At 60.7% G+C, this 19,139-nt stretch carries 18 protein-coding genes; 8 read left to right on the top strand and 10 right to left on the bottom strand.

What is annotated here, in order from left to right:
• The first annotated feature begins 34 nt into the window (after window positions 1-34).
• Window positions 35-1,552 carry an acetaldehyde dehydrogenase ExaC gene (exaC, locus tag AACT07_RS00630; protein WP_069526288.1) on the top strand — a complete coding sequence of 506 codons (1,518 nt, stop codon included), beginning with the start codon at window positions 35-37 and terminating at the stop codon, window positions 1,550-1,552.
• 80 nt (window positions 1,553-1,632) lie between these two features.
• Here the strand turns inward: exaC and AACT07_RS00625 are convergent, their stop codons facing one another.
• Window positions 1,633-2,418: a helix-turn-helix transcriptional regulator gene (locus tag AACT07_RS00625; protein ID WP_069526287.1), complete on the bottom strand. Its 786-nt coding sequence runs from the start codon at window positions 2,416-2,418 to the stop codon at window positions 1,633-1,635.
• A gap of 233 nt (window positions 2,419-2,651) precedes the next feature.
• On the opposite strand from AACT07_RS00625, the gene AACT07_RS00620 reads away from it, so the two are divergent.
• The gene (locus AACT07_RS00620) at window positions 2,652-3,551 is read left to right on the top strand and encodes a DMT family transporter (protein WP_013724000.1); all 900 of its coding nucleotides are present in this window, start codon (window positions 2,652-2,654) and stop codon (window positions 3,549-3,551) included.
• A gap of 76 nt (window positions 3,552-3,627) precedes the next feature.
• Here AACT07_RS00620 and AACT07_RS00615 read toward each other — a convergent pair whose 3' ends face one another.
• Genes AACT07_RS00615 through AACT07_RS00600 form a run of 4 tightly spaced genes read right to left on the bottom strand, consistent with a single transcriptional unit; the run spans window position 3,628 to window position 8,803 of the window.
• On the bottom strand, window positions 3,628-4,323 hold the full coding sequence (locus tag AACT07_RS00615) for a response regulator (protein ID WP_005338420.1): 696 nt from the start codon (window positions 4,321-4,323) through the stop codon (window positions 3,628-3,630).
• A 3-nt stretch (window positions 4,324-4,326) separates the two neighbouring features.
• Window positions 4,327-5,895, bottom strand: coding sequence for an ATP-binding protein (locus AACT07_RS00610; RefSeq protein ID WP_069526286.1), 1,569 nt, complete (start codon window positions 5,893-5,895; stop codon window positions 4,327-4,329).
• A 17-nt stretch (window positions 5,896-5,912) separates the two neighbouring features.
• Complete coding sequence (locus AACT07_RS00605) at window positions 5,913-7,463, bottom strand: NAD-dependent malic enzyme (RefSeq protein WP_069526285.1); 1,551 nt, start codon at window positions 7,461-7,463, stop codon at window positions 5,913-5,915.
• A gap of 23 nt (window positions 7,464-7,486) precedes the next feature.
• Window positions 7,487-8,803 (bottom strand): 2-hydroxycarboxylate transporter family protein, encoded by a 1,317-nt coding sequence (locus tag AACT07_RS00600; protein ID WP_069526284.1) that lies wholly within the window; start codon window positions 8,801-8,803, stop codon window positions 7,487-7,489.
• Between the two features lie 986 nt (window positions 8,804-9,789).
• Here AACT07_RS00600 and AACT07_RS00595 point away from each other — a divergent pair.
• The 5 genes from AACT07_RS00595 to AACT07_RS00575 all read left to right on the top strand — a co-directional run bounded on the left by AACT07_RS00595 (window position 9,790) and on the right by AACT07_RS00575 (window position 13,883).
• On the top strand, window positions 9,790-10,302 hold the full coding sequence (locus tag AACT07_RS00595) for a MarR family transcriptional regulator (RefSeq protein WP_005349886.1): 513 nt from the start codon (window positions 9,790-9,792) through the stop codon (window positions 10,300-10,302).
• Window position 10,303: 1 nt separating this feature from the next.
• A complete protein-coding gene (locus AACT07_RS00590; RefSeq protein ID WP_069526283.1) occupies window positions 10,304-11,359 on the top strand; it encodes an HlyD family secretion protein in 1,056 nt (351 codons plus the stop codon).
• A complete protein-coding gene (locus tag AACT07_RS00585; RefSeq protein WP_216093276.1) occupies window positions 11,349-12,446 on the top strand; it encodes a DUF2955 domain-containing protein in 1,098 nt (365 codons plus the stop codon). The genes AACT07_RS00590 and AACT07_RS00585 overlap by 11 nt, the downstream gene beginning before the upstream one ends.
• Before the next feature lie 172 nt (window positions 12,447-12,618).
• Window positions 12,619-13,383: a substrate-binding periplasmic protein gene (locus tag AACT07_RS00580; protein WP_069526282.1), complete on the top strand. Its 765-nt coding sequence runs from the start codon at window positions 12,619-12,621 to the stop codon at window positions 13,381-13,383.
• Window positions 13,384-13,526: 143 nt separating this feature from the next.
• Entirely contained in the window at window positions 13,527-13,883 is a 357-nt protein-coding gene (locus tag AACT07_RS00575; RefSeq protein ID WP_069526281.1) for an MliC family protein, read from the top strand.
• 56 nt (window positions 13,884-13,939) lie between these two features.
• Here the strand turns inward: AACT07_RS00575 and AACT07_RS00570 are convergent, their stop codons facing one another.
• From AACT07_RS00570 to nrdD, 5 genes are all read right to left on the bottom strand, one after another.
• Complete coding sequence (locus tag AACT07_RS00570) at window positions 13,940-14,332, bottom strand: TonB family protein (RefSeq protein ID WP_069526280.1); 393 nt, start codon at window positions 14,330-14,332, stop codon at window positions 13,940-13,942.
• Window positions 14,333-14,508: 176 nt separating this feature from the next.
• Complete coding sequence (locus AACT07_RS00565) at window positions 14,509-14,679, bottom strand: YqaE/Pmp3 family membrane protein (protein ID WP_005343870.1); 171 nt, start codon at window positions 14,677-14,679, stop codon at window positions 14,509-14,511.
• A gap of 64 nt (window positions 14,680-14,743) precedes the next feature.
• Window positions 14,744-15,253 (bottom strand): anaerobic ribonucleoside-triphosphate reductase-activating protein, encoded by a 510-nt coding sequence (gene nrdG / locus AACT07_RS00560; protein ID WP_005343869.1) that lies wholly within the window; start codon window positions 15,251-15,253, stop codon window positions 14,744-14,746.
• A 2-nt stretch (window positions 15,254-15,255) separates the two neighbouring features.
• Complete coding sequence (locus AACT07_RS00555; protein ID WP_069526279.1) at window positions 15,256-15,531, bottom strand: hypothetical protein; 276 nt, start codon at window positions 15,529-15,531, stop codon at window positions 15,256-15,258.
• A gap of 54 nt (window positions 15,532-15,585) precedes the next feature.
• On the bottom strand, window positions 15,586-17,703 hold the full coding sequence (nrdD, locus tag AACT07_RS00550) for an anaerobic ribonucleoside-triphosphate reductase (RefSeq protein ID WP_069526278.1): 2,118 nt from the start codon (window positions 17,701-17,703) through the stop codon (window positions 15,586-15,588).
• 443 nt (window positions 17,704-18,146) lie between these two features.
• Here nrdD and AACT07_RS00545 point away from each other — a divergent pair, with 443 nt between their 5' ends.
• Window positions 18,147-19,121, top strand: a complete 975-nt coding sequence (locus tag AACT07_RS00545) for an ABC transporter substrate-binding protein (RefSeq protein WP_005338444.1) — start codon at window positions 18,147-18,149, stop codon at window positions 19,119-19,121.
• The last annotated feature ends 18 nt before the right edge of the window (window positions 19,122-19,139 follow it).

Below are 19,139 nucleotides of genomic sequence, written 5' to 3'. Positions count from 1 at the left end.
CCCGGTCAGGATCACACACATAAAGGATGATGAGATGATTTATACCGCTCCCGGTCAGGCAGGTGCCCTGGTCAGCTTCAAGTCCCGTTACGACAACTTCATCGGTGGTGAGTGGGTGGCACCTCGCGCCGGCCGCTACTTTGAAAACATCTCGCCAGTGGACGGCAAAGTATTCTGCGAGGTCGCCCGCTCCGACGCCGCCGATATCGAGCTGGCGCTTGATGCCGCCCACAAGGCGTTCACCAGCTGGAGCAAAACCAGCGTCACCGAGCGCAGCAATCTGCTGCTGCGCATCGCCGATCGCATCGAGCAGAACATCGAGCGACTCGCCATCGCCGAAACCTGGGAGAACGGCAAAGCGGTACGCGAAACCCTGGCGGCAGACCTGCCGCTGGTGGTGGATCACTTCCGCTATTTCGCTGGCTGCATTCGCGCTCAGGAGGGCTCGGCCGCCGAGCTGGATCAGAACACCGTCAGCTACCACTTTAAGGAACCCATCGGCGTGGTCGGCCAGATCATCCCGTGGAACTTCCCGCTGCTGATGGCCGCCTGGAAACTTGCCCCTGTGCTGGCGGCGGGTTGCTGCAGCGTGCTCAAGCCCGCCGAGCAGACCCCGGTCACTATCATGCTGATGATGGATCTCATCAAGGACATCCTGCCCCCCGGCGTAGTCAACGTGGTCAACGGCTTCGGCGCCGATGCAGGTCAGGCGCTGGCCACCAGCAACCGGATCCAGAAACTGGCCTTCACCGGTTCGACCGAAGTGGGCGCCCATATCCTGCGCTGCGCCGCCGACAAGCTGATCCCCTCCACCGTGGAGCTGGGGGGCAAGTCCCCCAATATCTACTTCGCCGACGTGATGCAGCACGAGAGCAACTACATCGACAAGGCGGTAGAAGGGATGCTGATGACCTTCTTCAACCAGGGGGAAGTGTGTACCTGTCCCTCCCGCGCGCTGGTGCAGGCCAGCATCTATGACGACTTCATGGACAGGGTGCTGGCCCGCGCCCGCACCATAGTGCAGGGCAACCCCCTCGACACCGCCACTCAGGTGGGTGCGCAGGCGTCCCGCGAGCAGTTCGACAAGATCCTGGGCTACATGGAGATCGGCCGCGGCGAAGGGGCCAAGATGCTGATCGGCGGCGGCCCGGCCAAGGTGAGCGGACTGGAGGGGGGGTTCTACATCCAGCCCACCATCTTCTCCGGTCAGAACAAGATGCGGGTGTTCCAAGAGGAGATCTTCGGGCCGGCGCTCGGGGTCACCACCTTCAAGGACGAGGCGGATGCTCTGGCCATTGCCAACGACACCCAGTACGGGTTGGGAGCAGGCCTGTGGACCCGAGACAGCAATCTGGCCTGGCGCATGGGGCGTGGCATTCAGGCTGGCCGGGTCTGGGTCAACTGCTACCACACCTACCCGGCACATGCCGCCTTTGGCGGTTACAAGAAGTCGGGGATAGGCCGCGAGACCCACAAGATGATGCTGGACCACTACCAGAACACCAAGAACCTGTTGGTGAGTCACGATATCAACCCGCTCGGCTTCTTCTAGCGCAAGCAGACGTCATCAGAAAGGGCGCCTGCGGGCGCCCTTCTTGTTTTGCTTCATCAGATGACATGTCCGGCAATTTGTTATCGGCCTGACTGTAGACGATAACGCTGGGGGGAGCAGCCCAGCTCCCGGTTGAACATGGCGATAAAGGCCGAGGTGGAGCCGTAACCGAGCCGCCAGCTGATCTCCTGAATGGGCATGTCCCCCTTGAGCCAGGCCAGCGCCTTGAGCAGCCGCAGCCGCGCCCGCCACTGACCGAAACTCATCCCCAGCTCCCGCAGGCAGCGCCGCGCCAGGGTGCGCTCTGTGGTGTGCAGTTGTCCGGCCCATTGGGCCAGAGTACGGGGGTCGGCAGGATCGCTGTGTAACGCCGCCAGCATGGGAGCCAGCAGCTTGTCCTGACTCATCGGCAGGTAGCTCTCCTGACAGCGGGTGCGCGCCAGTCGCTCCACCAGCAACTCGGCCTGACGCTGATCCCACTCATCCACCATATGGCCTACCCGCCGTTCGCAAAAATCGCTCAGCAGGGCGCGAATAAGTGGGGTGAGCAGCAGCAATCTGGGCTCTGGCGGCAGCTTGGCCGCCAGCTCGTGGCTGACGTAGATGGAGGTGTAGTCGAGGGTCTGCTCGTTGTAGGAGGTGTGCTCGAGATCCGCCGGCACCCAGATCAGGTAGTCGGCAGGGGCCACCAGTCGCTGATCCCCCAGCTCTATCTCCATGATCCCCAGGCTGATCATGTTGAGCTGGCCCCAGGGGTGGGAGTGCAGCACGGTCGCACTGTCGGCCAGCATCTGCTGGTAACTGAAATAGAGCGGATTGGGAGCAGGCGGAACGACATCTACCGGCTGAAAGTGGTGAGTGGCCATCAGCGCCCCTTGTCAGCGAGAGAGAGGAGCAGGCGTGATGCAACGCCCTGTTGGCTCGGTCTCCGGCACAGGCCAAAAGCAGCCATCAGTTGCGGGCAGACGCAGCCCGTGTGGGCCGGAATAAGGTGCATCAGAAAGAGTTGTCTTTTCCGCTGGGTCATCTGTCTGTTTTACGCTACTTGATAATATAAAGACAAGGGTAGACTTGGCCCCCTGTTAATAAGGAGCCTCTGATGCGAATCTTTTCCCCTCTTCTCTTTCCGCTGATGGCGGTGCTGATCTGGGCTACCAATACCGTGGTTTCCAAGGCGGCCGCCAGCGTGCTCGACCCCGCGGCTATCTCCTTCTATCGCTGGGTGATCGCCGCCCTGGCGCTGACTCCCTTCTGCCTGCCCACCCTTTGGCGGCGACGCAGTGAGGTTCGCCCCTGGCTCGGCAAGCTGCTGGTGCTGGCGGCGCTCGGTATGGTGCTCTACCAGTGTCTGGCCTACTACGCTGCCCACAGCACCTCGGCCACCAATATGGGGGTGATCGGCTCCCTCATTCCGCTGCTCACCCTGCTGCAAGGGGCGCTCTTCTTCGGCCAGCGTCCCGGCAAACAGGCACTGCTCGGCATGAGTCTTTCCCTGTTCGGGGTGCTCTGGCTGCTTGGCAAGGGCGAACCGCTTGCCCTGCTCCATAACGGCATCAACCCGGGGGATGGCATGATGCTGCTGGGGTCCGCCAGCTACGCCCTTTACGGCCTCTTGATCCGCCGCTGGCACCTGCCGTTTGGCCCCTGGCTCAACCTCTACATGCAGATCCTGCTGGCCGTACTGCTGCTGGTACCGCTCGCTCTCAGCGCCGACTCGATGGCGGTGCCGGCCGAAGGGTGGGGACTGGTGCTCTTCGCCGGGCTCGCCTCCTCTCTGCTGGCAGCCTACTGCTGGATGCGCGGCCTCGCCTGCATGGGGGCAGAGCGCACCTCGGTCTTTATGAACCTGATGCCGCTCTGTACGGCGCTGATCGCCGTCGTCGGTCTGGGCGAGCCGATCCATGGCTACCACCTGCTGGGGGGCGGGCTGATCCTGGGCGGGGTGATGGCCTCCCAACTGAAGGGGCGTGCGCCGGTAGCCGAACGGGAAGCCGCCTGAGAAAGAACATCGTCCGGAAACAACAAGGGAGCCCATGGCTCCCTTGTTGTTTCTGCAATGCACGCCAGTGCGCATCTCAACCGGCCCGGCGCCAGCGGTAGCGCCGCTCCGGCCGCCCCCGCTGACCATAGTTGAGATCCACATCCACCCTGTCTTCCGACTCCAGATATTCCAGATAGCGGCGCGCCGTGGTGCGGCTGAGGGAGAGTCGCAGCGCCACCGTGTCGGTGGAGAAGACGTTCTCCGGCTCGCCCGCCAGCAGATCCAGCACCTGACGCAGGGTGATGCTGTCGATCCCCTTGGGAGTGACGCGCATCTCCTTGATCTGAGAGCGCCCTCCCTTGCCCAGCAGCTTGTCGAGATCTTCCTGCTCCAGCCGACCCCTCTCGCAGAGGCGGCTGTGCAATTGCAGGATCTCGTCCAGACTCTGCTGGATGCGAAACAGCCGCAATGGTTTGATGACATAGTCATGAACCCCCAGGTTGAGGGCCTGCTGGATGGTCTCCACATCCCGCGAGGCAGTCACCATGATGACGTAGGCTTCGCGGTTGTGGCTGCGCAGGCGGCTCACCCACTCAAGGCCGGAGCCATCGGGCAGGGAGACATCCACCAGCAGCAGTTGGGGCACCACACCTGCCATCATGGCATCGGCCTGGGCCAGGGTGCCGGCCCGCCCCAGCAGGGAGAAACCGGGTGTCGCCGCCACCAGTTCTGACAAGATGGCACCGATCCGATCGTCATCTTCAATAACAAGCGTGATTATTGGGTCCATGGCTCACATTAATTGGTTTTTATTCAAGTAGATACCAAACAGGGTGGTCTGCTCGGCGGTTCGCCGCCATTCTATCACACCCTCGTGCCGACCCACGGTCTCCTTGACCAGGAACAGACCCACCCCGTGATCGCCGCTCTGGCGACTCACCCCGTAATCGAACAGGTGATCGGCCAGCTCCTCGTCGACCCCCTCGCCGCTATCCTCCACCTCGATCACCAGCCGCCGCCCCACATCGCACAGGGACAGCAGCACCCGCGGCGGCCGCTGCTGGCGGTTGCGCCAGGCCGCCTGCAGACCGTTGTCCAGCAGGTTGCCAATAAGGGTGATGAGATCGGCCGAGACCGAAGCCGGATACTCCGCCAGCGCCGAATCGGGATCGAGCTCCAGGGTCACCCCGAGCTCGCGGGCCCGACTGAACTTGCCGAGAATAAGCCCCGCCACCGGCTTGTTGTCGATCAGCCGCAGCAGCTCCTGCAGCATGGTCTGGCATGCTTCGTTCTCCTGCTGGATAAGCTCCACCGCCTGATCCACATGGCCCAGCTGCAACAGACCGGAGAGGCTGCTCAGCTTGTTGGCAAACTCGTGGCTCTGCATCCGCAGCATCTCGGCATACTGGCGCAGGTGGGTCACCTGCACCCCCAGACTGGCGGCCACCTCTGGGCGGCTGAAGATCAGCAGTCGCCCCGGTGCCTTGCCCTGCACCGCCTGCCAGCGGCCGACAAAGGACTCTCCCTGAATGGTAAAGCTCACCTCGCCCCCCTCCTGCTCCAGACAGGGGGCGAGGGGCGGCACCAGCTCCGCCAGCGACTGCCCCTGCAAGGCATGGCGCCCGGTGACCGGCAGCCGCAGCTGATAGCTGGCGGTGCTGTTGATCATGTTGATGTTGCCGCGGCCATCGAGGGCAATCACCCCTTCGGTGATGTGCTCCAGCACCAGATCCTGCAGGGTGAAACGGCGCACGATTGCCTCCGGCTCCAGATCGAGCAGGGTCTTGCGCAGCAGGTATTGCACCCAGAGTGCCAACAGCAGGCCGCACCCCAGCACAGCAACGATGGCGCAGATGAGCAGGGCCACCCGCTCCATATAGATGCCCTCCACCTGCTGCATCAGGTAGCCCACCACCACGGCCCCCATGACGCGCCCATCCCCGCCAACCACCGGGGAGAAGCAGCGGATCGCCGGTCCCATGGTGCCCCGATCCTTGGAACAGTAGCTGCGCCGCTCCTGCAGCGCGGGCCAGATATCCTCGCCGCGGAATTTCTGCCCCACCAGCTCGGGGTTGGGGTGGCTGAGGCGGCGACCATGCTCGTCGGTCACCACCATATAGGTGGCGTCGGTGCGGTTGCAGACCGCCTCCACATAGTCGCGCAGGGTAGGATCACTGCCCTGACGCAGAGCCTCGACCACCCGGGTGTCCGCCGCCATCACCCGTGCCAGATCGCTCCCTTTATCCTGCAGATTGCTCTCCAGCAGATGACGGATAAAGAGGGCCAGCAGGCTGCCCAGAATGAGGATCAGCAGCAGGGAGAGCCCGAGAGAGAGGGTGACCAACTGGTGGCGAAGTTTCATGCACATACCTTAAAACGTCAGGACGCTGCCCAATAGTGCGGATGCCACCAGGTCTGGTCAATCAAAGGTGCCGGATCGCCGACAAAATCGGCCACCCCCTCCTCGCGGGCGCAGAGCGCCACCGCTCTGGCGACGGCGCGGGCCACCTCTCCCACCTGTTCGATGGGGGGTAGCAGCCGACCCGCCACCAGCGGATAGGCGCCGACTGCCCGCACCGCGGCCAGCAACATGCCATCGCTGATGCGGCGCGCCTTGACGGCGCAGGCTCCGAGACCAATGCCCGGGAATACATAGACGTTGTTGCACTGGGAGACCACCCGCCGCTCCCCGGCCACCGTCACCGGCGCAAAGGGGCTGCCGGTGGCCAGCAGAGCGCGGCCATCTGTGGCGGCCCACACCTGCTCGGGAGTGGCCTCGGCGCTGCGGGTCGGGTTGGAGAGTGGCAGGATCACCGGCTGATCGCACACCTCCCCCATCGCCTGCAACACCTCGCCAGTAAAGAGGCCACCCTGCCCGCTCACGCCAATCAAGACCGCCGGACGCACCTGCCGGATGGTCTCCAGCAGTGAACTGCTCCCCTCCTCCACGGATCGAGCAAATGGCTGCTGGGCACGAGTCAGGTTGGGGCGATCGCTGCAAACCACCCCGTCCTGATCAAACAGCCAGACGCCGTCGTGACTCCCCGCCAGCTGGGCCAGCATGGCGGCGATGCCGCAACCGGCTGAACCCGCGCCGACGATCAGCACCGGGGCATCGCACAGGGCGGTCCCCGCCTGCTGCAACCCGGCCAGCACGCAGGCGGAGGCGACTGCCGCCGTGCCCTGAATGTCGTCGTTAAACATGCAGAGCTCGTCGCGATAACGGGTCAGCAAGTTGGCGGCATGCTTGCCGGCAAAGTCTTCAAACTGCAGCACCACCTGCGGCCAGCGCTTGCGAATGGCGCCCACCACCTTGTCCATGAAGTGGTAATAGCTCTCGCCGTCGATACGCGGGGATTGCCAGCCGAGGTAGGAGTCATCCTCCAGCAGCTCGGGGTTGTTGGTGCCTACATCGACACAGAGCGGCAGGGTGCGCGCCGGATTGATGCCGCCAGCAGCGGAGTAGAGCGCCAGCTTGCCGATACAGATCCCCATGCCGCCGATACCGAGATCGCCAAGCCCCAGCACCCGCTCGCCGTCGGAGATGACGATCACATCCACCTCCTGCTCCACCGACTCGAGGATGTCGTCAAGATCATCCCGGTCGTGCCAGGAGAGGTAGAGGCCGTGGCTGCGCAGATAGAGATCGCTGTGGCGCTGGCACGCCTCCCCCACCACCGGGGTGTAGATGATCGGCAGCAGCTCCGGCAGGTGGTGGCGCACCAGATCGTAGAACAGCACCGGGTTGTCCTCCTGCAGCTGGCGCAGCAGCAGATGCTGGTCAAACGGACTCTGCATGGCGCTGACCAATCGGTAGATCCGGCGCCGCTGCTGGGAGAGGGACTCCTCCTTGTGGGGCATGCGACCCCGCACGCCCTGACGCTTGCGTTCTGCATAGGGCAGGCTGGTGCCCATCATGATGTCGTTCATTTTGTTTGTTCCTCAATCCGGTATCAGGCGAGCAGGGAGATAAGAGCAGTAGCCAGGATCAGCATCACGGCGCCGCCAAGGCGAGAGGAGATCTGGGCAAAGGGCATCAGCTTCATCCGCTGGGCCGCCGAGAGCACGGCTACGTCGCCGGTGCCGCCCATGTTGGCCATGCAGAGCCCGCCGGTGATGGCCGCCTCGATGGGATAGAAGCCGATCATCCGCCCCACCAGTGCCGCGCCAAGGGCGCCACCGATCACGGTGACCATGACCAGCACGAAGTAGCTGACGGAGAAGGCACTGATCAGCTCCGGAATACTGGTATAGGCGACGCCGATCCCCACCAGCAGGGAGGGAGTGAGGTTGCTCACCACAAACTGATACCAGTCGGCCGCCGCCTGCTCATAACGGCGCGGCAGCAGACCACTCACCTTGATAAAGGCAACCGCCAAAATCATCAGGGCGAAGGGGTGCATCGGGATAAAGTTGCCAAGCAGGGAGCCCAGCACAAACATGCTGGAGCTGATGAAAAGGCCCATGCCCAGACTCTGCAGGGTCGGCGCTTCGGCCTGCTCGTCAGCAATGCTCTGGCTACTCTCTTTAACCATCAGCTTGCCGTTGCCAGTCAGGGAGGGGTAGCGGCGACCGAGCCGCGCCAGCAGGGAGCCCACCAGAATGGCCAGGGTATTGGCGATCACCACAGCCGGTACCATGCGCGACAATAGATCCGCACTGGACATCTGCATGGGGCCGGAGAGGATCTCCACCAGGGGCACCGCACCGGCGCCCATGCCACCGCCCATGATGGGCAGGCCGATCAGCAACACCGCATTCTTAAAGCCATACCCCATCAGGGAGCCGACCAGCCCCACGCTCAGCAGCGCCAGTGCGACGCCGCCGAGAATGACCGGCAGGTAGCGCATGGCGGCATTTTTCAGCAGCGCGCCGCTCATGCCGAACACCGAACCGGTCACCAGACTGGCGATAAAGAAGTTGAGAAAGCCCCCCTCCTTCATGAAGTTGGTGATGACCTGCCCCGCCTGCACCGGCAGCAACTGATATTCAAACAGGGCGGCACCGCCGAAGATGGCGAGGATGGTGCCGCCCCCCAGGTATTCGCGGATCGGCATGATCCGCTCACCCAGCTCGGTCAGCAGGGTGCCCAGCACGAACATCAGCGCCAACGCACCGACCATGCCCAGCGGCAGCGAGCCATTCCAGCCGGAAAAGAGAACACAGGTCGCCAGCCCCAGAAATATAAAGAGCGGCATACCGGCAATTTGTTGGCCGCCCATAAAGGCGGCCTTTTCTTGTGTGGTTTGTAGGGGTGAGAGGTTTTTCATTGTTATGTACTCTGCGTGTGATTGTGACCGCTACTTTATTGATCCCCCTCACTCCTGTCGGTTAGCCAGATTGCAAAGCCATATAAAAACATTAAAAACTTAAACATCATGGTGCCGCCAACGTGCGCAGCACAATAGAACACCAGACATCCGATACCCGACCAAGTCAGGAAATAGGGTGATAAAACGAGCGACCATAATGGCGGATATTTTGGTGATCAGCAGTAATAACGATGCGATGATCTCCCCCCTTCGGGGAAATAACAGAGCCAGATGACAAGCTCTGCGACCATTTATCGCCACAGATCCTGTGAGTGATAATCAGCGGGCAATATCATCGCCACGACGCGAGTGCCACGGCATGCCACATCAGGGTTTGAGTCAGCGTGCAGGAAGCTCTCACGATGAAAAAGGGTGAGAAGAAAGATGCAAAAAGGGGAGATTGAAATAGTGATGAGTCAAGCCAGCGAATACCAGAGCACTGGCTTGAACTCACAAGGATCACACACGGTCAGGTCTATTCTGCCAACAACAATGGAATATTGGCGGGGTCAAAATCATGACTGATATCGGTACTTCTGATAGCGCCTTCCCGATTCACGCCATGGTGTGACTCTGCACCATATTCTCCATCACTCAACAGCGTTTCAATTGCCAGATACACACATCCACTGTCATATCCATCCACAACCCGTTTCCCCCTTGTTTTATAACCCCATCAATATTAGCGGATAAAAAAAGAGCTGCTCGCTGAAGCTGAAAATTTCATGAAAATAATCGCCAGATATCCTCCATTCACGGCGCAATATCCGAAGCGGCAAGAGAGTCTCGAGTGGATCAGCCCCGAAAATAATATCAGGGTCTCGAATGCTGCCAACTCGCACCAGCGAAAGATCCGACCAGAAACATGATCCGCATCACACTATTTACTTAGCCTGCTAAACAAGTATGATACTTAGCAGGCTAAGTACATTGAGGATGAGAAGATGACGGATCTGGAAAGGTTGCGCGAGCTGTCGCTCGCCGAGCAGATAGCGCGGATGCACCGGCTATGGCGTACTGCCGCCGACCTGGAGCTGGCTCCCCTTGGCCTCACCCATCCCCGCTGGACCGCGCTGTGGAAACTCTCCCGCATGGGGAACCATGTCAGCCAGAAGACCCTGGCCGAAGCCCTCGAAATAGAACTGCCATCCCTGATGCGCACCCTGGGCCAGTTGGAAGAGCAGGGACTGATTGAGCGCCACTGCTGCAGTCAGGACAAGCGGGCCCGCATCGTCTGCGTGACCCCGGCAGGCCAGACCCTGCTCGATCAGATCGCCGACCGCATAATGAATATCCGCCGGGAGCTGCTGGGGGGCATCGACGAGCAGACCCTGCAACTGTTTGAAGCCACTGTGCAGCGGATCTCGGCCAACGCCCTCAGCAAAATTGAACAACACCACGACCGACAAGCCGGAGGCGATACAAGCCCTCCCGAGACCGACACAGAGAGAGAATAAGATGACTCCGGATCAACAATTTACCCGCTGGATCAAATGGTCCATGGCGGGCTTTGCCACCCTGTTTGCCTATTTTCTGATAGCCGACCTGCTGATGCCCCTCACCCCTCAGGCGATGGCGACCCGGGTGGTCACCAAGCTGGCTCCGCAAGTGAGCGGCAAGGTGGTCGAGGTCGCCGTTCACAACAACCAGCAGGTCAAGAAAGGGGACCTGCTATTCAGGCTGGATCCGGCCCCTTTTGAACTGGCAGTGGAGCAGGCCCGCCTTGCGCTGGCGCAGGCAGAGCAGCAGAACAGTGAACTGGATGCCGCCCTGACCGCCGCCATTGCCGAGATCAACGCCAAGGAGACCCTGGCCAGCCAGAAGTGGCGCGAGGCTGAGCGGATCGATGCGCTCTACCAACGTCACATGGTTTCGCTGCAACAAAAAGATGAGGCTGACAGCGCCCTGCGCAGCGCCCAGGCCAACCTGCGCGCCAGTCAGGCCAAACTGGCCCAGATCAAGGCCAGTCGTGGCGTGACCGGTGAGGACAATCTGTTGCTGCGCCAGGCCCGCAACAAGCTGGCGCAAGCGCAGCTGGCCCTCTCTTACAGCCAGGTCCACGCGGATCAGGATGGCACCATCACCAACCTGCAGCTCAAGCCGGGCAGTATCGCCAGCGCCGGCAGCCCGCTGCTGGCACTGGTGTCGGAACAGGTCGATGTCATAGCCGATTTTCGGGAGAAGAGCCTGCGCCATGTTGGCGAGCAAACCCGCGCACTGGTCGCCTTCGATGGCGAGCCGGGTCAGCTCTATCCTGCCCGGGTGAGCAGCCTGGATGCCGGGGTGAGTGCCGGTCAGTTTGATGCCAACGGTCGACTGGCCGCACCGGTGGAGTCGGATCGCTGGGTAAGAGATGCCCAGCGGATGCGGCTGCACCTCGAGCTGGAGCAGCTCCCCGATCATCTGCCAGCCGGGGCGCGGGCCACGGTGCAACTGCTGCCGGACAATGCCCTGACCGCCATGCTGGCACGGGGCCAGATCCACCTGCTCAGCCTGCTCCATTATGTCTACTAACCACGCCACTCACCCGTCGGCCAATACTGCCCCAGCCCACCCCGTCGGCGGTGCTGCCACTCACCTCTGGTATCGGCCCCTCACCGGCAACGAGCTGCGCCAGTGCCTGCGCATCGCCTTTGGCTGCACCACGGGCTTTCTGCTCTGCAAGCTGTTTGGCTGGAATTACGGGGTCTTCTATACGGTCACGCCTGTGCTGCTGCTGGGGATGGTGCCGGTGATGAATGGCCATGCCGCGCGCCAGCTGATCGCGGCGGCGGTGGTCTGTGGGGTGGAGGTCGGGCTGCTGGGAGGGCTGTTTGGCAGCCATCCGGCGCTGATGACTCCCATCGCCTTTCTGCTGTTTCTCTACCGTTTCGCCGCCATGTCGCGGGGCAGCCTGTTTCTGTTCGGGGCCAACGGGGTGCTGAGCCTCAGCATCATGCTGCACTTTGCCAGCTATCCGCAGACCGACCTCAACGACCTGATCCTCAACAATATCTGGGCGAGCGTGCTGTCGGTGCTGATCGCCTACCTGATGACCATGCTGATCCCGGATGTGGAGGCCAGACCCAAGCCAGCCTCGACCCCCAAGGCGCCGCACCGGATGCGCCATGAAGCCCTGCTGGGGGCCACAGTGGCTACTCTGTCGTTTCTGGTATTTCAGGTGTTTGACCTGCGCGACTCCATGTCTGCCCAGGCCACGACCCTGCTGGTGCTGTTCCCCATGCACTGGAACGGTGCGCTGAGTTATGCCCGCAAACGGGCGATGGGCACCTTGCTGGGGGTCACCTTCGGCTTGCTCGGCCAGCTGCTGCTCTATGACTGGTCAGGACAACTGCTGCTTGTCGCCCCGTTACTGTGGCTCGGCGCCATGCTGTTCAGCCATGCCCACGTCAAGGAGGCGGGCGGCTCCGGGGTCGGCTTTGGCGCCCTCACCACCCTCGGCATCCTGTTTGGCCAGTACCTCACCCCGGGCAACGATCTGGTGTTCAGCGCCCTCTACCGGGTGAGCAGCATACTGTTTGCCATCGTGGTCACCCTGTTGGCCTGCTACCTCGTCCACCGGTTGCTCAACCGCTTCGAGGCGACCCGCTTCGGTTATTGATTTCCTGTTGTAAGCACTGCTGTCAGCCCATGGATGAGCTCTCTTTCGCCCCGTCGCCTGCCGGGGCGTTTTTTCTCGCCCTCGTTTACCTCCCTCACCAATACTCCTGCCACTACAAGTCAGCGCAGAAGTGTGGCTATGCTTGTAAGGCTGCTGTCGATGAGGTGTACCTATGGCTCCGTTGTTAAAAAAATGGCTGGTTTGTTTGGTACTGTTGGCTACCAGCCCGCTCGGGGCCACCCCGCTTGTCATTGGTGCCGAAGATGACTGGGCCCCCTACTGCGAGCGCGACAAGGACAATGAGGATGACCAGCCCCACGGACTGGCGCCTGAGCTGGTCAAGGCGGTGTTCGCCGCCGAAGGGATCGAGATTGTCTTTCGCACCCTCCCCTTCGCCCGCTGCATGCACGATGCGAAAAGCGGCAAACTTGCGGGGTGCTTCAACGCTACCATCACCGAAGAGAACCGCTACCAGTACCATTGGCACGATACCCCCATGTTCGAGGAGGATCTTGCCATCTTCGCCCTTGCCAGCGACCCGCAACGAGATCTCAAACTCACCTCGCTGGAGGGCAAGCGGGTGGGCATCACCCTCGGCTACACCTACCCCACCGATTTTATGGAGAACCCCAGGATCACCCGCTTTCAGGCCAAATCCGATGCCCAGATCCTCGAGATGCTGGTACGTGGCCGGGTCGACTACATCCTGATGAACGGCATGCCGGGCTACCTCAAGATCCAGCAGAAGCAGCTGACCGGCAAGGTGGTCAAGGTTGGCAAGCTCTCCACCGATGGCTTCTGGCTCGCCTTCTCCCGCCACCACCCGCAAGGGGAAGCGCTCGCCAAACAGTTCGAGCAGGGGCTGCAGAAGATCAAGAACAACGGCATCTATGAGACGCTGATCCGCCAGTTTGAAACCAGACTTGGCCTCTACTGATTGACGATGCCTTCCTGATAGCGCCCCCCTCATACTCGCGCGGTATGCCGGACAGCCAGCGACGCACCGAATAGCCCCGCTGATTGCACAATAACGGCAACCTGTTAGGCTCACGCCCGTATGACACCAATGGAGCTGTAATCATGAATAAGGCACATATGATGGCCGCTGGTGCGCTGGCCCTCGGCCTGCTCGCTGGCTGCAATCAGGGCAATACCCTCTCAGTCACTGGTGGCGAACCGGTCAGTTACCAGTGCGAGCAGGGCAAGAAGGTGCAGGTGCGCTACTTCTCTCTCTCCGACGAAAGCCTCAACTTTATCAAGCTGTCATTGCCGGACGGCAAGGATTACACCCTGCCCCAGGCCATTTCGGCCTCCGGCGCCCGCTATACGGACGAACATGAGGCCGTCTGGTGGAACAAGGGAAATGAGGGCTTTGTCGAGCTTCGGGATCAGGATGGCGAGTGGCAGACCGCCTACAACGACTGCAAACAGCAATAAACGTGACCCCGGCCTGGCCGGGGTCTCTCTTTCTCTGGCATCAGAGTGATGGGGGATCAGTTGATCTCGATTTCGAAACGGTTGGTCACCTCGACCGGAACGGCATCCGGGTTGCCCTCTGCCGGGCTGTAGCGGATCCGCGAGAGGGTCGCCAGCGCGCTCTGTTCCAGCTCGCCGGGGGGTTCGGCCGCTACCACTTCCGGCTTGACCGGCGTGCCGCTGGCGTCGATTTGATAGCGAACTTCCACATACCCCTTGACCGGTTTGGCTGGCAGGGCGGGCTCGTCATTGCCAAGCCATGACCACTGCTTCTCCTGAACCCAGTAGCTGGACAACTGCTCGAGAGGGATAGCGATCGGAGCGCGCTCGTGCGCCACCTCCTGACGGGATGAGCACCCCAGCAACAGTGTCACTGCCAGACCTGACCATACTGCGACTTTCCACTTCATGTAACGCTCCTTGTTCTCTGCCGGTGCTTGTTGCCGGACTGCGGGACGCTCAACGCGCCCCGCTTGGTCAGTCACCCATCCTAACGAAAAAGTATTCGTATGAACATGAACAAAAGGGCCAACCCCGAGAGGTTGGCCCCTTTATCGTCAATGAGCTCACTAACCATCCGCTGGCATCAGCCGCGCTTGTCGCTCACCACCAGCCAGAGCGCATGGACCATGCCCGGCAGACCGCCCAGCAGGGTCAGCACTATGTTGATTAAAAAGTGCAGGCTAAAGCCCACCTGGATAAACGCGCACACCGGGGGCAGGAAAATGGCCAGCAGGATCTTGAGCAGATTGTTCATTTCGGCTCTCCTTTTCAAAAATATCGTCAGGATTGGAATGGGCTAACCATAAACATCCCGGGCTTCAACTGCAAACCAGACAGGGAATTCGCTCACCCGCATCACGCCAGGCGTTGAGGTCGTGGATCTGCTGATTGCTGCTGCCGCGCCAGAGCAGGCCCGGGTCTGCCAACGCCTTTTCAAACTTGCCATCCACCAGCACATCCAGCAAGGCCACCAGCTCGCGCTGGGCCTCTGACAGTTCGCCGAGCAGATAACCGGTCCAGCACCAGATATCCTTGCCCGGACACTCGGCGCGCACCCGTTTCACCAGCGCCAGCACGTGGGGCACGTTGGCCGGGTGGAGCGGATCGCCGCCGGAGAGCGACAGACCTCGCCGTTTGATGCGGCTGTCGTTGAGATCCGCAATGATGCGATCGCTCATCGTCTCATCGAACGGCTTGCCGCCATCGAGCCGCCAGGTGCTCTGGTTGTAGCAACCCGGGCACTGGTGCTCACAACCAGAGACAAACAGGGTGGCGCGGGTGCCGGGGCCGTTGATCACATCGACCGGATAGTATTGGTGGTAGTGCATTCTTAGAGATTCTTTGTGAATTGAAGGTAATCCAATACATTCCGCATAAAACCTACCCTCTCACAGGCAAGTCTTTGGAAATCTTCATCTTCACGACGGTCTAAGATGAACAGAATTTTTTCCCGAAGAAGAGCTTCATCCAGCTCGTAACCATGTTCTTCAACATAGGCATGAATGAAGCGATAGAAGAATTGGGTGTTACCGTCATGACCTTCATGCCAAGAGTCTCGACTGACCCATTGCTGTAATAACTGCTCTGCAGTTGGCTTCAGAAACATGCTCTCTTCCTTTTCAAAGGGAAACTCCCTGCTGCACAGGGAGTCTCTATCGATTTACATATGTTTGACGCGGCGCTTCACTTCTTCCTGCTTGCCCGCATTGAAGGGGCGCGCATCTGGGCTGCCGAGGTAGCCGCAGACTCGGCGGGTCACCGACACCTTGGCGGGGTCGTGGTTGCCGCAGCGCGGGCAGGTAAAGCCCTTGGAGGTGCACTCGAACTCGCCGGTAAAGCCGCAGTCGTAGCACTCGTCGATGGGAGTGTTGGTACCGTAGTAGGGCACCTTGTCATAGCTGTAATCCCAGACGTTTTCGAGCGCTTCCAGGTTGTGCTGGATGTTGGGGTACTCACCGTAGCAGATGAAACCGCCACTGGCGATGGGCGGATAGGGCGCCTCGAAGTCCAGCTTGTCGTAGGGGTTGACCTGCTTCTCCACATCGAGGTGGAAGCTGTTGGTGTAGTACCCCTTGTCGGTCACACCCGGCACCACGCCAAACTCCTTGGCATCGATGCGGCAGAAGCGGGTGCAGAGGTTCTCGCTCGGGGTGGAGTAGAGGCTGAAGCCGTAGCCAGTCTCCTCTTTCCACTCATCGATGGCCGCCCTGAGACGGGCGATAATGGCGATGGCCTTCTGTTGCAGCTCGGCGCTGTCAAACAGGTGCACCTTGTCACCAAACAGGGCGTTGATGGTCTCGTGAACCCCGATATAACCGAGGGAAATGGAGGCACGACCGTTCTTGAAGATCTCGCTGACGTTGTCGTCGGCCTTGAGCCGCACGCCGCAAGCCCCTTCCATATAGAGGATCGGTGCAACCCGCGCCTTCACCCCGTCCAGACGGGTGATGCGGTACATCAGCGCCTTCTTGGCGACCCGCAGGGAGGCATCCAGACGATCCCAGAAGTCCGCTTCATCGCGGGATTTCAGCGCAATGCGCGGCAGGTTGAGGCTCACCACGCCGAGGTTGTTGCGGCCTTCGTGGATCAGCTCACCATTCTCCTCGTAGGCGCCGAGGAAAGAGCGGCAGCCCATGGGGGTCTTGAAGGAGCCGGTCACCTTCACCACTTGGTCGTAGTTGAGGATATCCGGGTACATCCGCTTGGAGGCACACTCCAGCGCCAGCTGCTTGATGTCGTAGTTGGGATCGCCCTGCTTGTGGTTGAGGCCATCCTTGATGGCAAACACCAGTTTCGGGAACACGGCGGTCTTCTTGTTCTTGCCAAGACCAGCGATACGGTTGCTGAGGATGGCGCGCTGGATCATCCGCGACTCCCAGCTGTCCCCCAAGCCAAAGCCGAAGGTGACGAAGGGCGTCTGACCGTTGGCGGTGTGCAGGGTGTTGACCTCGTACTCCAGCGACTGGAAGGCGTCGTAACACTCTTTCTCGGTGCGAGCCATGGCGTAGGCTTCTACGTCGGCAATGCCCCACTCTTCGGCCACTTCACGGTGTTTCTGCCAGCTGATGGTCACATAGGGGGCCAGCACTTCGTCGATGCGGTTGATGGTGGTGCCGCCATAGATGTGGCTCGCCACCTGAGCGATGATCTGGGCGGTCACGGCCGTGGCGGTGCTGATGGATTTCGGGGTATCGATCTCCGCATTGCCCATCTTGAAGCCGTGGGTCAGCATCCCTTTCAGATCGATCAACATGCAGTTGAACATCGGGAAGAAAGGCGAGTAGTCGAGATCGTGGAAGTGCAGATCACCACTCTCGTGGGCCTGAACCACATCACGGGGCAGCATGTGGCTGGTGGCATAGTGCTTGGCGACAATACCGGCCAGCAGGTCGCGCTGGGTCGGGATCACCTTGGAGTCTTTGTTGGCATTCTCGTTGAGCAGGGCAGCGTTGGTCTGCTCGACCAGACCGCGGATCTCCTGCGCCAGACGGCCGCGCGCCTCGCGGGCCTGATCCCTGTCGTGGCGATATTCGATATAGGCACGGGCGATGGCCTTGTCGTCGGAAGCCATCAGGTGGTTTTCGACCCGGTTCTGGATCTCGTGGATATCAACTTCACCACGCCCTTCCAGCTCCTGACTCACTGCATTGGCAATGCGGGAGGCGAGTGCCGGATTGGCCTGATTGACCGCTTCCGCCGCTCGGCTGACCGCCTCTGCAATCAGCTGGGCATTGAATGGTGCGCGACATCCGTCACGTTTGATCACAACCGGTTTCATGGATTTTCCCCGTTAAAAGGCCAGGCATTTGCCTCTGGCTCACCCTTGTTGGGCCCCCCTCCCGGCATCTCGTCCTGGACGCAAATAAATTCAGCCGAGGCTTGACAAGCCTGGGCTGAAGATAGGAAGGGAACAGCTTATACACAGCTTAATAACACAACATATAGGGATTAAAAACGAATGCATCCCTATATGTGGTGTCTATTAGGCACCAAAGCGCCGCCTCATTTCTTGATCCAGAACAGGTTTTTCAGCGAGCGGGACAGTTCACGACCAACCAAAAGGAGCTCCATTCAAATCCAATCTCAAGCAGAGTGCGGGCTGGCGTCCGATCCGCCCACCCGAAAAAAATCGCCCCCCGCCGCACCGGTTTCGAGATGACAGCGCCAACCAAAACCGCCCATACTGAACAAGAACTCTCTCCCCTCGACAAGGGACAACCCATGCGTACCTCCCTGCTGTTGCTACTGCTATCAACCCTCTCACTGCCGCTCTGGGCTGCCAACATTCTGGTGATCAGCAGCTACCATCCCGAATACTTGTGGGACCAAAGCTACAACAAAGGGCTGCTCGATGGCTTGCAGGGGGAGCACAAGATCACTCACTTCTATATGGATACCAAACGCCATCCACGGGAGAAGTTCGACGAAATAGCCCAGCAAGCCATCGCCTTTTATCTGAAGAGCAAACCGGATCTGGTAGTACTGGGGGATGACAACGCCATCAACTATCTGGCCAACGAGATCGCCTCGCTGGGTACCCCGGTGGTCTTTCTCGGCATGAACGAGAATCCGCGCCTCAAGGGCTTTGTCGGCCACCCCAAGATCACCGGCGTGCTGGAACGCCCCCTGCTCAAGCGCAACATCAGCGAAATAAGCCAGATGATGGGGGGGCTCGACAAGGCACTGGTGCTGTTTGATTCCAGCAATGTGGCCCTCACCGCCATCGAGGATGAATTCAAGACCCAGACCGAGCTGCGGGTCGGTCAGACCCGGATCAACAGCCAGCTGATGGGGGATTACAGCCTCTGGCAGGAGGCGGTGCTCAACGCCAAGAAGAACGGCTATCAGGCAATCTTCCTCGGCCTCTACCACACGCTGGTCGATGACAATGGCAAGCATGTGAGCGAAAAGACTGTGCTGGAGTGGACCAGCGCCAACACGCCGGTGCCGCTCTTCTGTTTCTGGGAATTTACCGTCGGCAAGGGGATGGCCATCGGCGGACTGGTGCTGGACGGCCACGATCAGGGGATACAGGCAGCCAGCCTCATCAACACCATACTGGCGGGCACCCTGCCCCGTACCATCTCCCCGCGCGCGGCCCTGCGCGGCGAATATGTCTTCAGCAAGAGCGAACTGGCCCGCTGGCAGCTCACCGTGCCCGACAAATGGCGCCACAAGATCCTCTGGCGTGAGTAACCGCCGAAACAAAAAAGA

It is taken from the genome of Aeromonas sp. ANP5 (assembly GCF_963870295.1).
Lineage (GTDB): Bacteria > Pseudomonadota > Gammaproteobacteria > Enterobacterales > Aeromonadaceae > Aeromonas > Aeromonas veronii.
This window is presented reverse-complemented; position numbering and strand designations above follow the sequence as displayed.

Bases quoted from the DNA above. Each gene is read 5' to 3' on its own strand.
- AACT07_RS00595 (WP_005349886.1), top strand. From the start codon at position 9,790: ATGACGGATCTGGAAAGGTTGCGCGAGCTGTCGCTCGCCGAGCAGATA.
- AACT07_RS00570 (WP_069526280.1), bottom strand. From the start codon at position 14,332: ATGAAGTGGAAAGTCGCAGTATGGTCAGGTCTGGCAGTGACACTGTTG.
- AACT07_RS00620 (WP_013724000.1), top strand. From the start codon at position 2,652: ATGCGAATCTTTTCCCCTCTTCTCTTTCCGCTGATGGCGGTGCTGATC.
- AACT07_RS00555 (WP_069526279.1), bottom strand. From the start codon at position 15,531: ATGTTTCTGAAGCCAACTGCAGAGCAGTTATTACAGCAATGGGTCAGT.
- nrdD (WP_069526278.1), bottom strand. From the start codon at position 17,703: ATGAAACCGGTTGTGATCAAACGTGACGGATGTCGCGCACCATTCAAT.
- AACT07_RS00565 (WP_005343870.1), bottom strand. From the start codon at position 14,679: ATGAACAATCTGCTCAAGATCCTGCTGGCCATTTTCCTGCCCCCGGTG.
- AACT07_RS00590 (WP_069526283.1), top strand. From the start codon at position 10,304: ATGACTCCGGATCAACAATTTACCCGCTGGATCAAATGGTCCATGGCG.
- AACT07_RS00610 (WP_069526286.1), bottom strand. From the start codon at position 5,895: ATGAAACTTCGCCACCAGTTGGTCACCCTCTCTCTCGGGCTCTCCCTG.
- nrdG (WP_005343869.1), bottom strand. From the start codon at position 15,253: ATGCACTACCACCAATACTATCCGGTCGATGTGATCAACGGCCCCGGC.
- AACT07_RS00605 (WP_069526285.1), bottom strand. From the start codon at position 7,463: ATGAACGACATCATGATGGGCACCAGCCTGCCCTATGCAGAACGCAAG.
- AACT07_RS00585 (WP_216093276.1), top strand. From the start codon at position 11,349: ATGTCTACTAACCACGCCACTCACCCGTCGGCCAATACTGCCCCAGCC.
- AACT07_RS00615 (WP_005338420.1), bottom strand. From the start codon at position 4,323: ATGGACCCAATAATCACGCTTGTTATTGAAGATGACGATCGGATCGGT.
- AACT07_RS00625 (WP_069526287.1), bottom strand. From the start codon at position 2,418: ATGGCCACTCACCACTTTCAGCCGGTAGATGTCGTTCCGCCTGCTCCC.
- AACT07_RS00600 (WP_069526284.1), bottom strand. From the start codon at position 8,803: ATGAAAAACCTCTCACCCCTACAAACCACACAAGAAAAGGCCGCCTTT.
- AACT07_RS00580 (WP_069526282.1), top strand. From the start codon at position 12,619: ATGGCTCCGTTGTTAAAAAAATGGCTGGTTTGTTTGGTACTGTTGGCT.
- AACT07_RS00545 (WP_005338444.1), top strand. From the start codon at position 18,147: ATGCGTACCTCCCTGCTGTTGCTACTGCTATCAACCCTCTCACTGCCG.
- AACT07_RS00575 (WP_069526281.1), top strand. From the start codon at position 13,527: ATGAATAAGGCACATATGATGGCCGCTGGTGCGCTGGCCCTCGGCCTG.
- exaC (WP_069526288.1), top strand. From the start codon at position 35: ATGATTTATACCGCTCCCGGTCAGGCAGGTGCCCTGGTCAGCTTCAAG.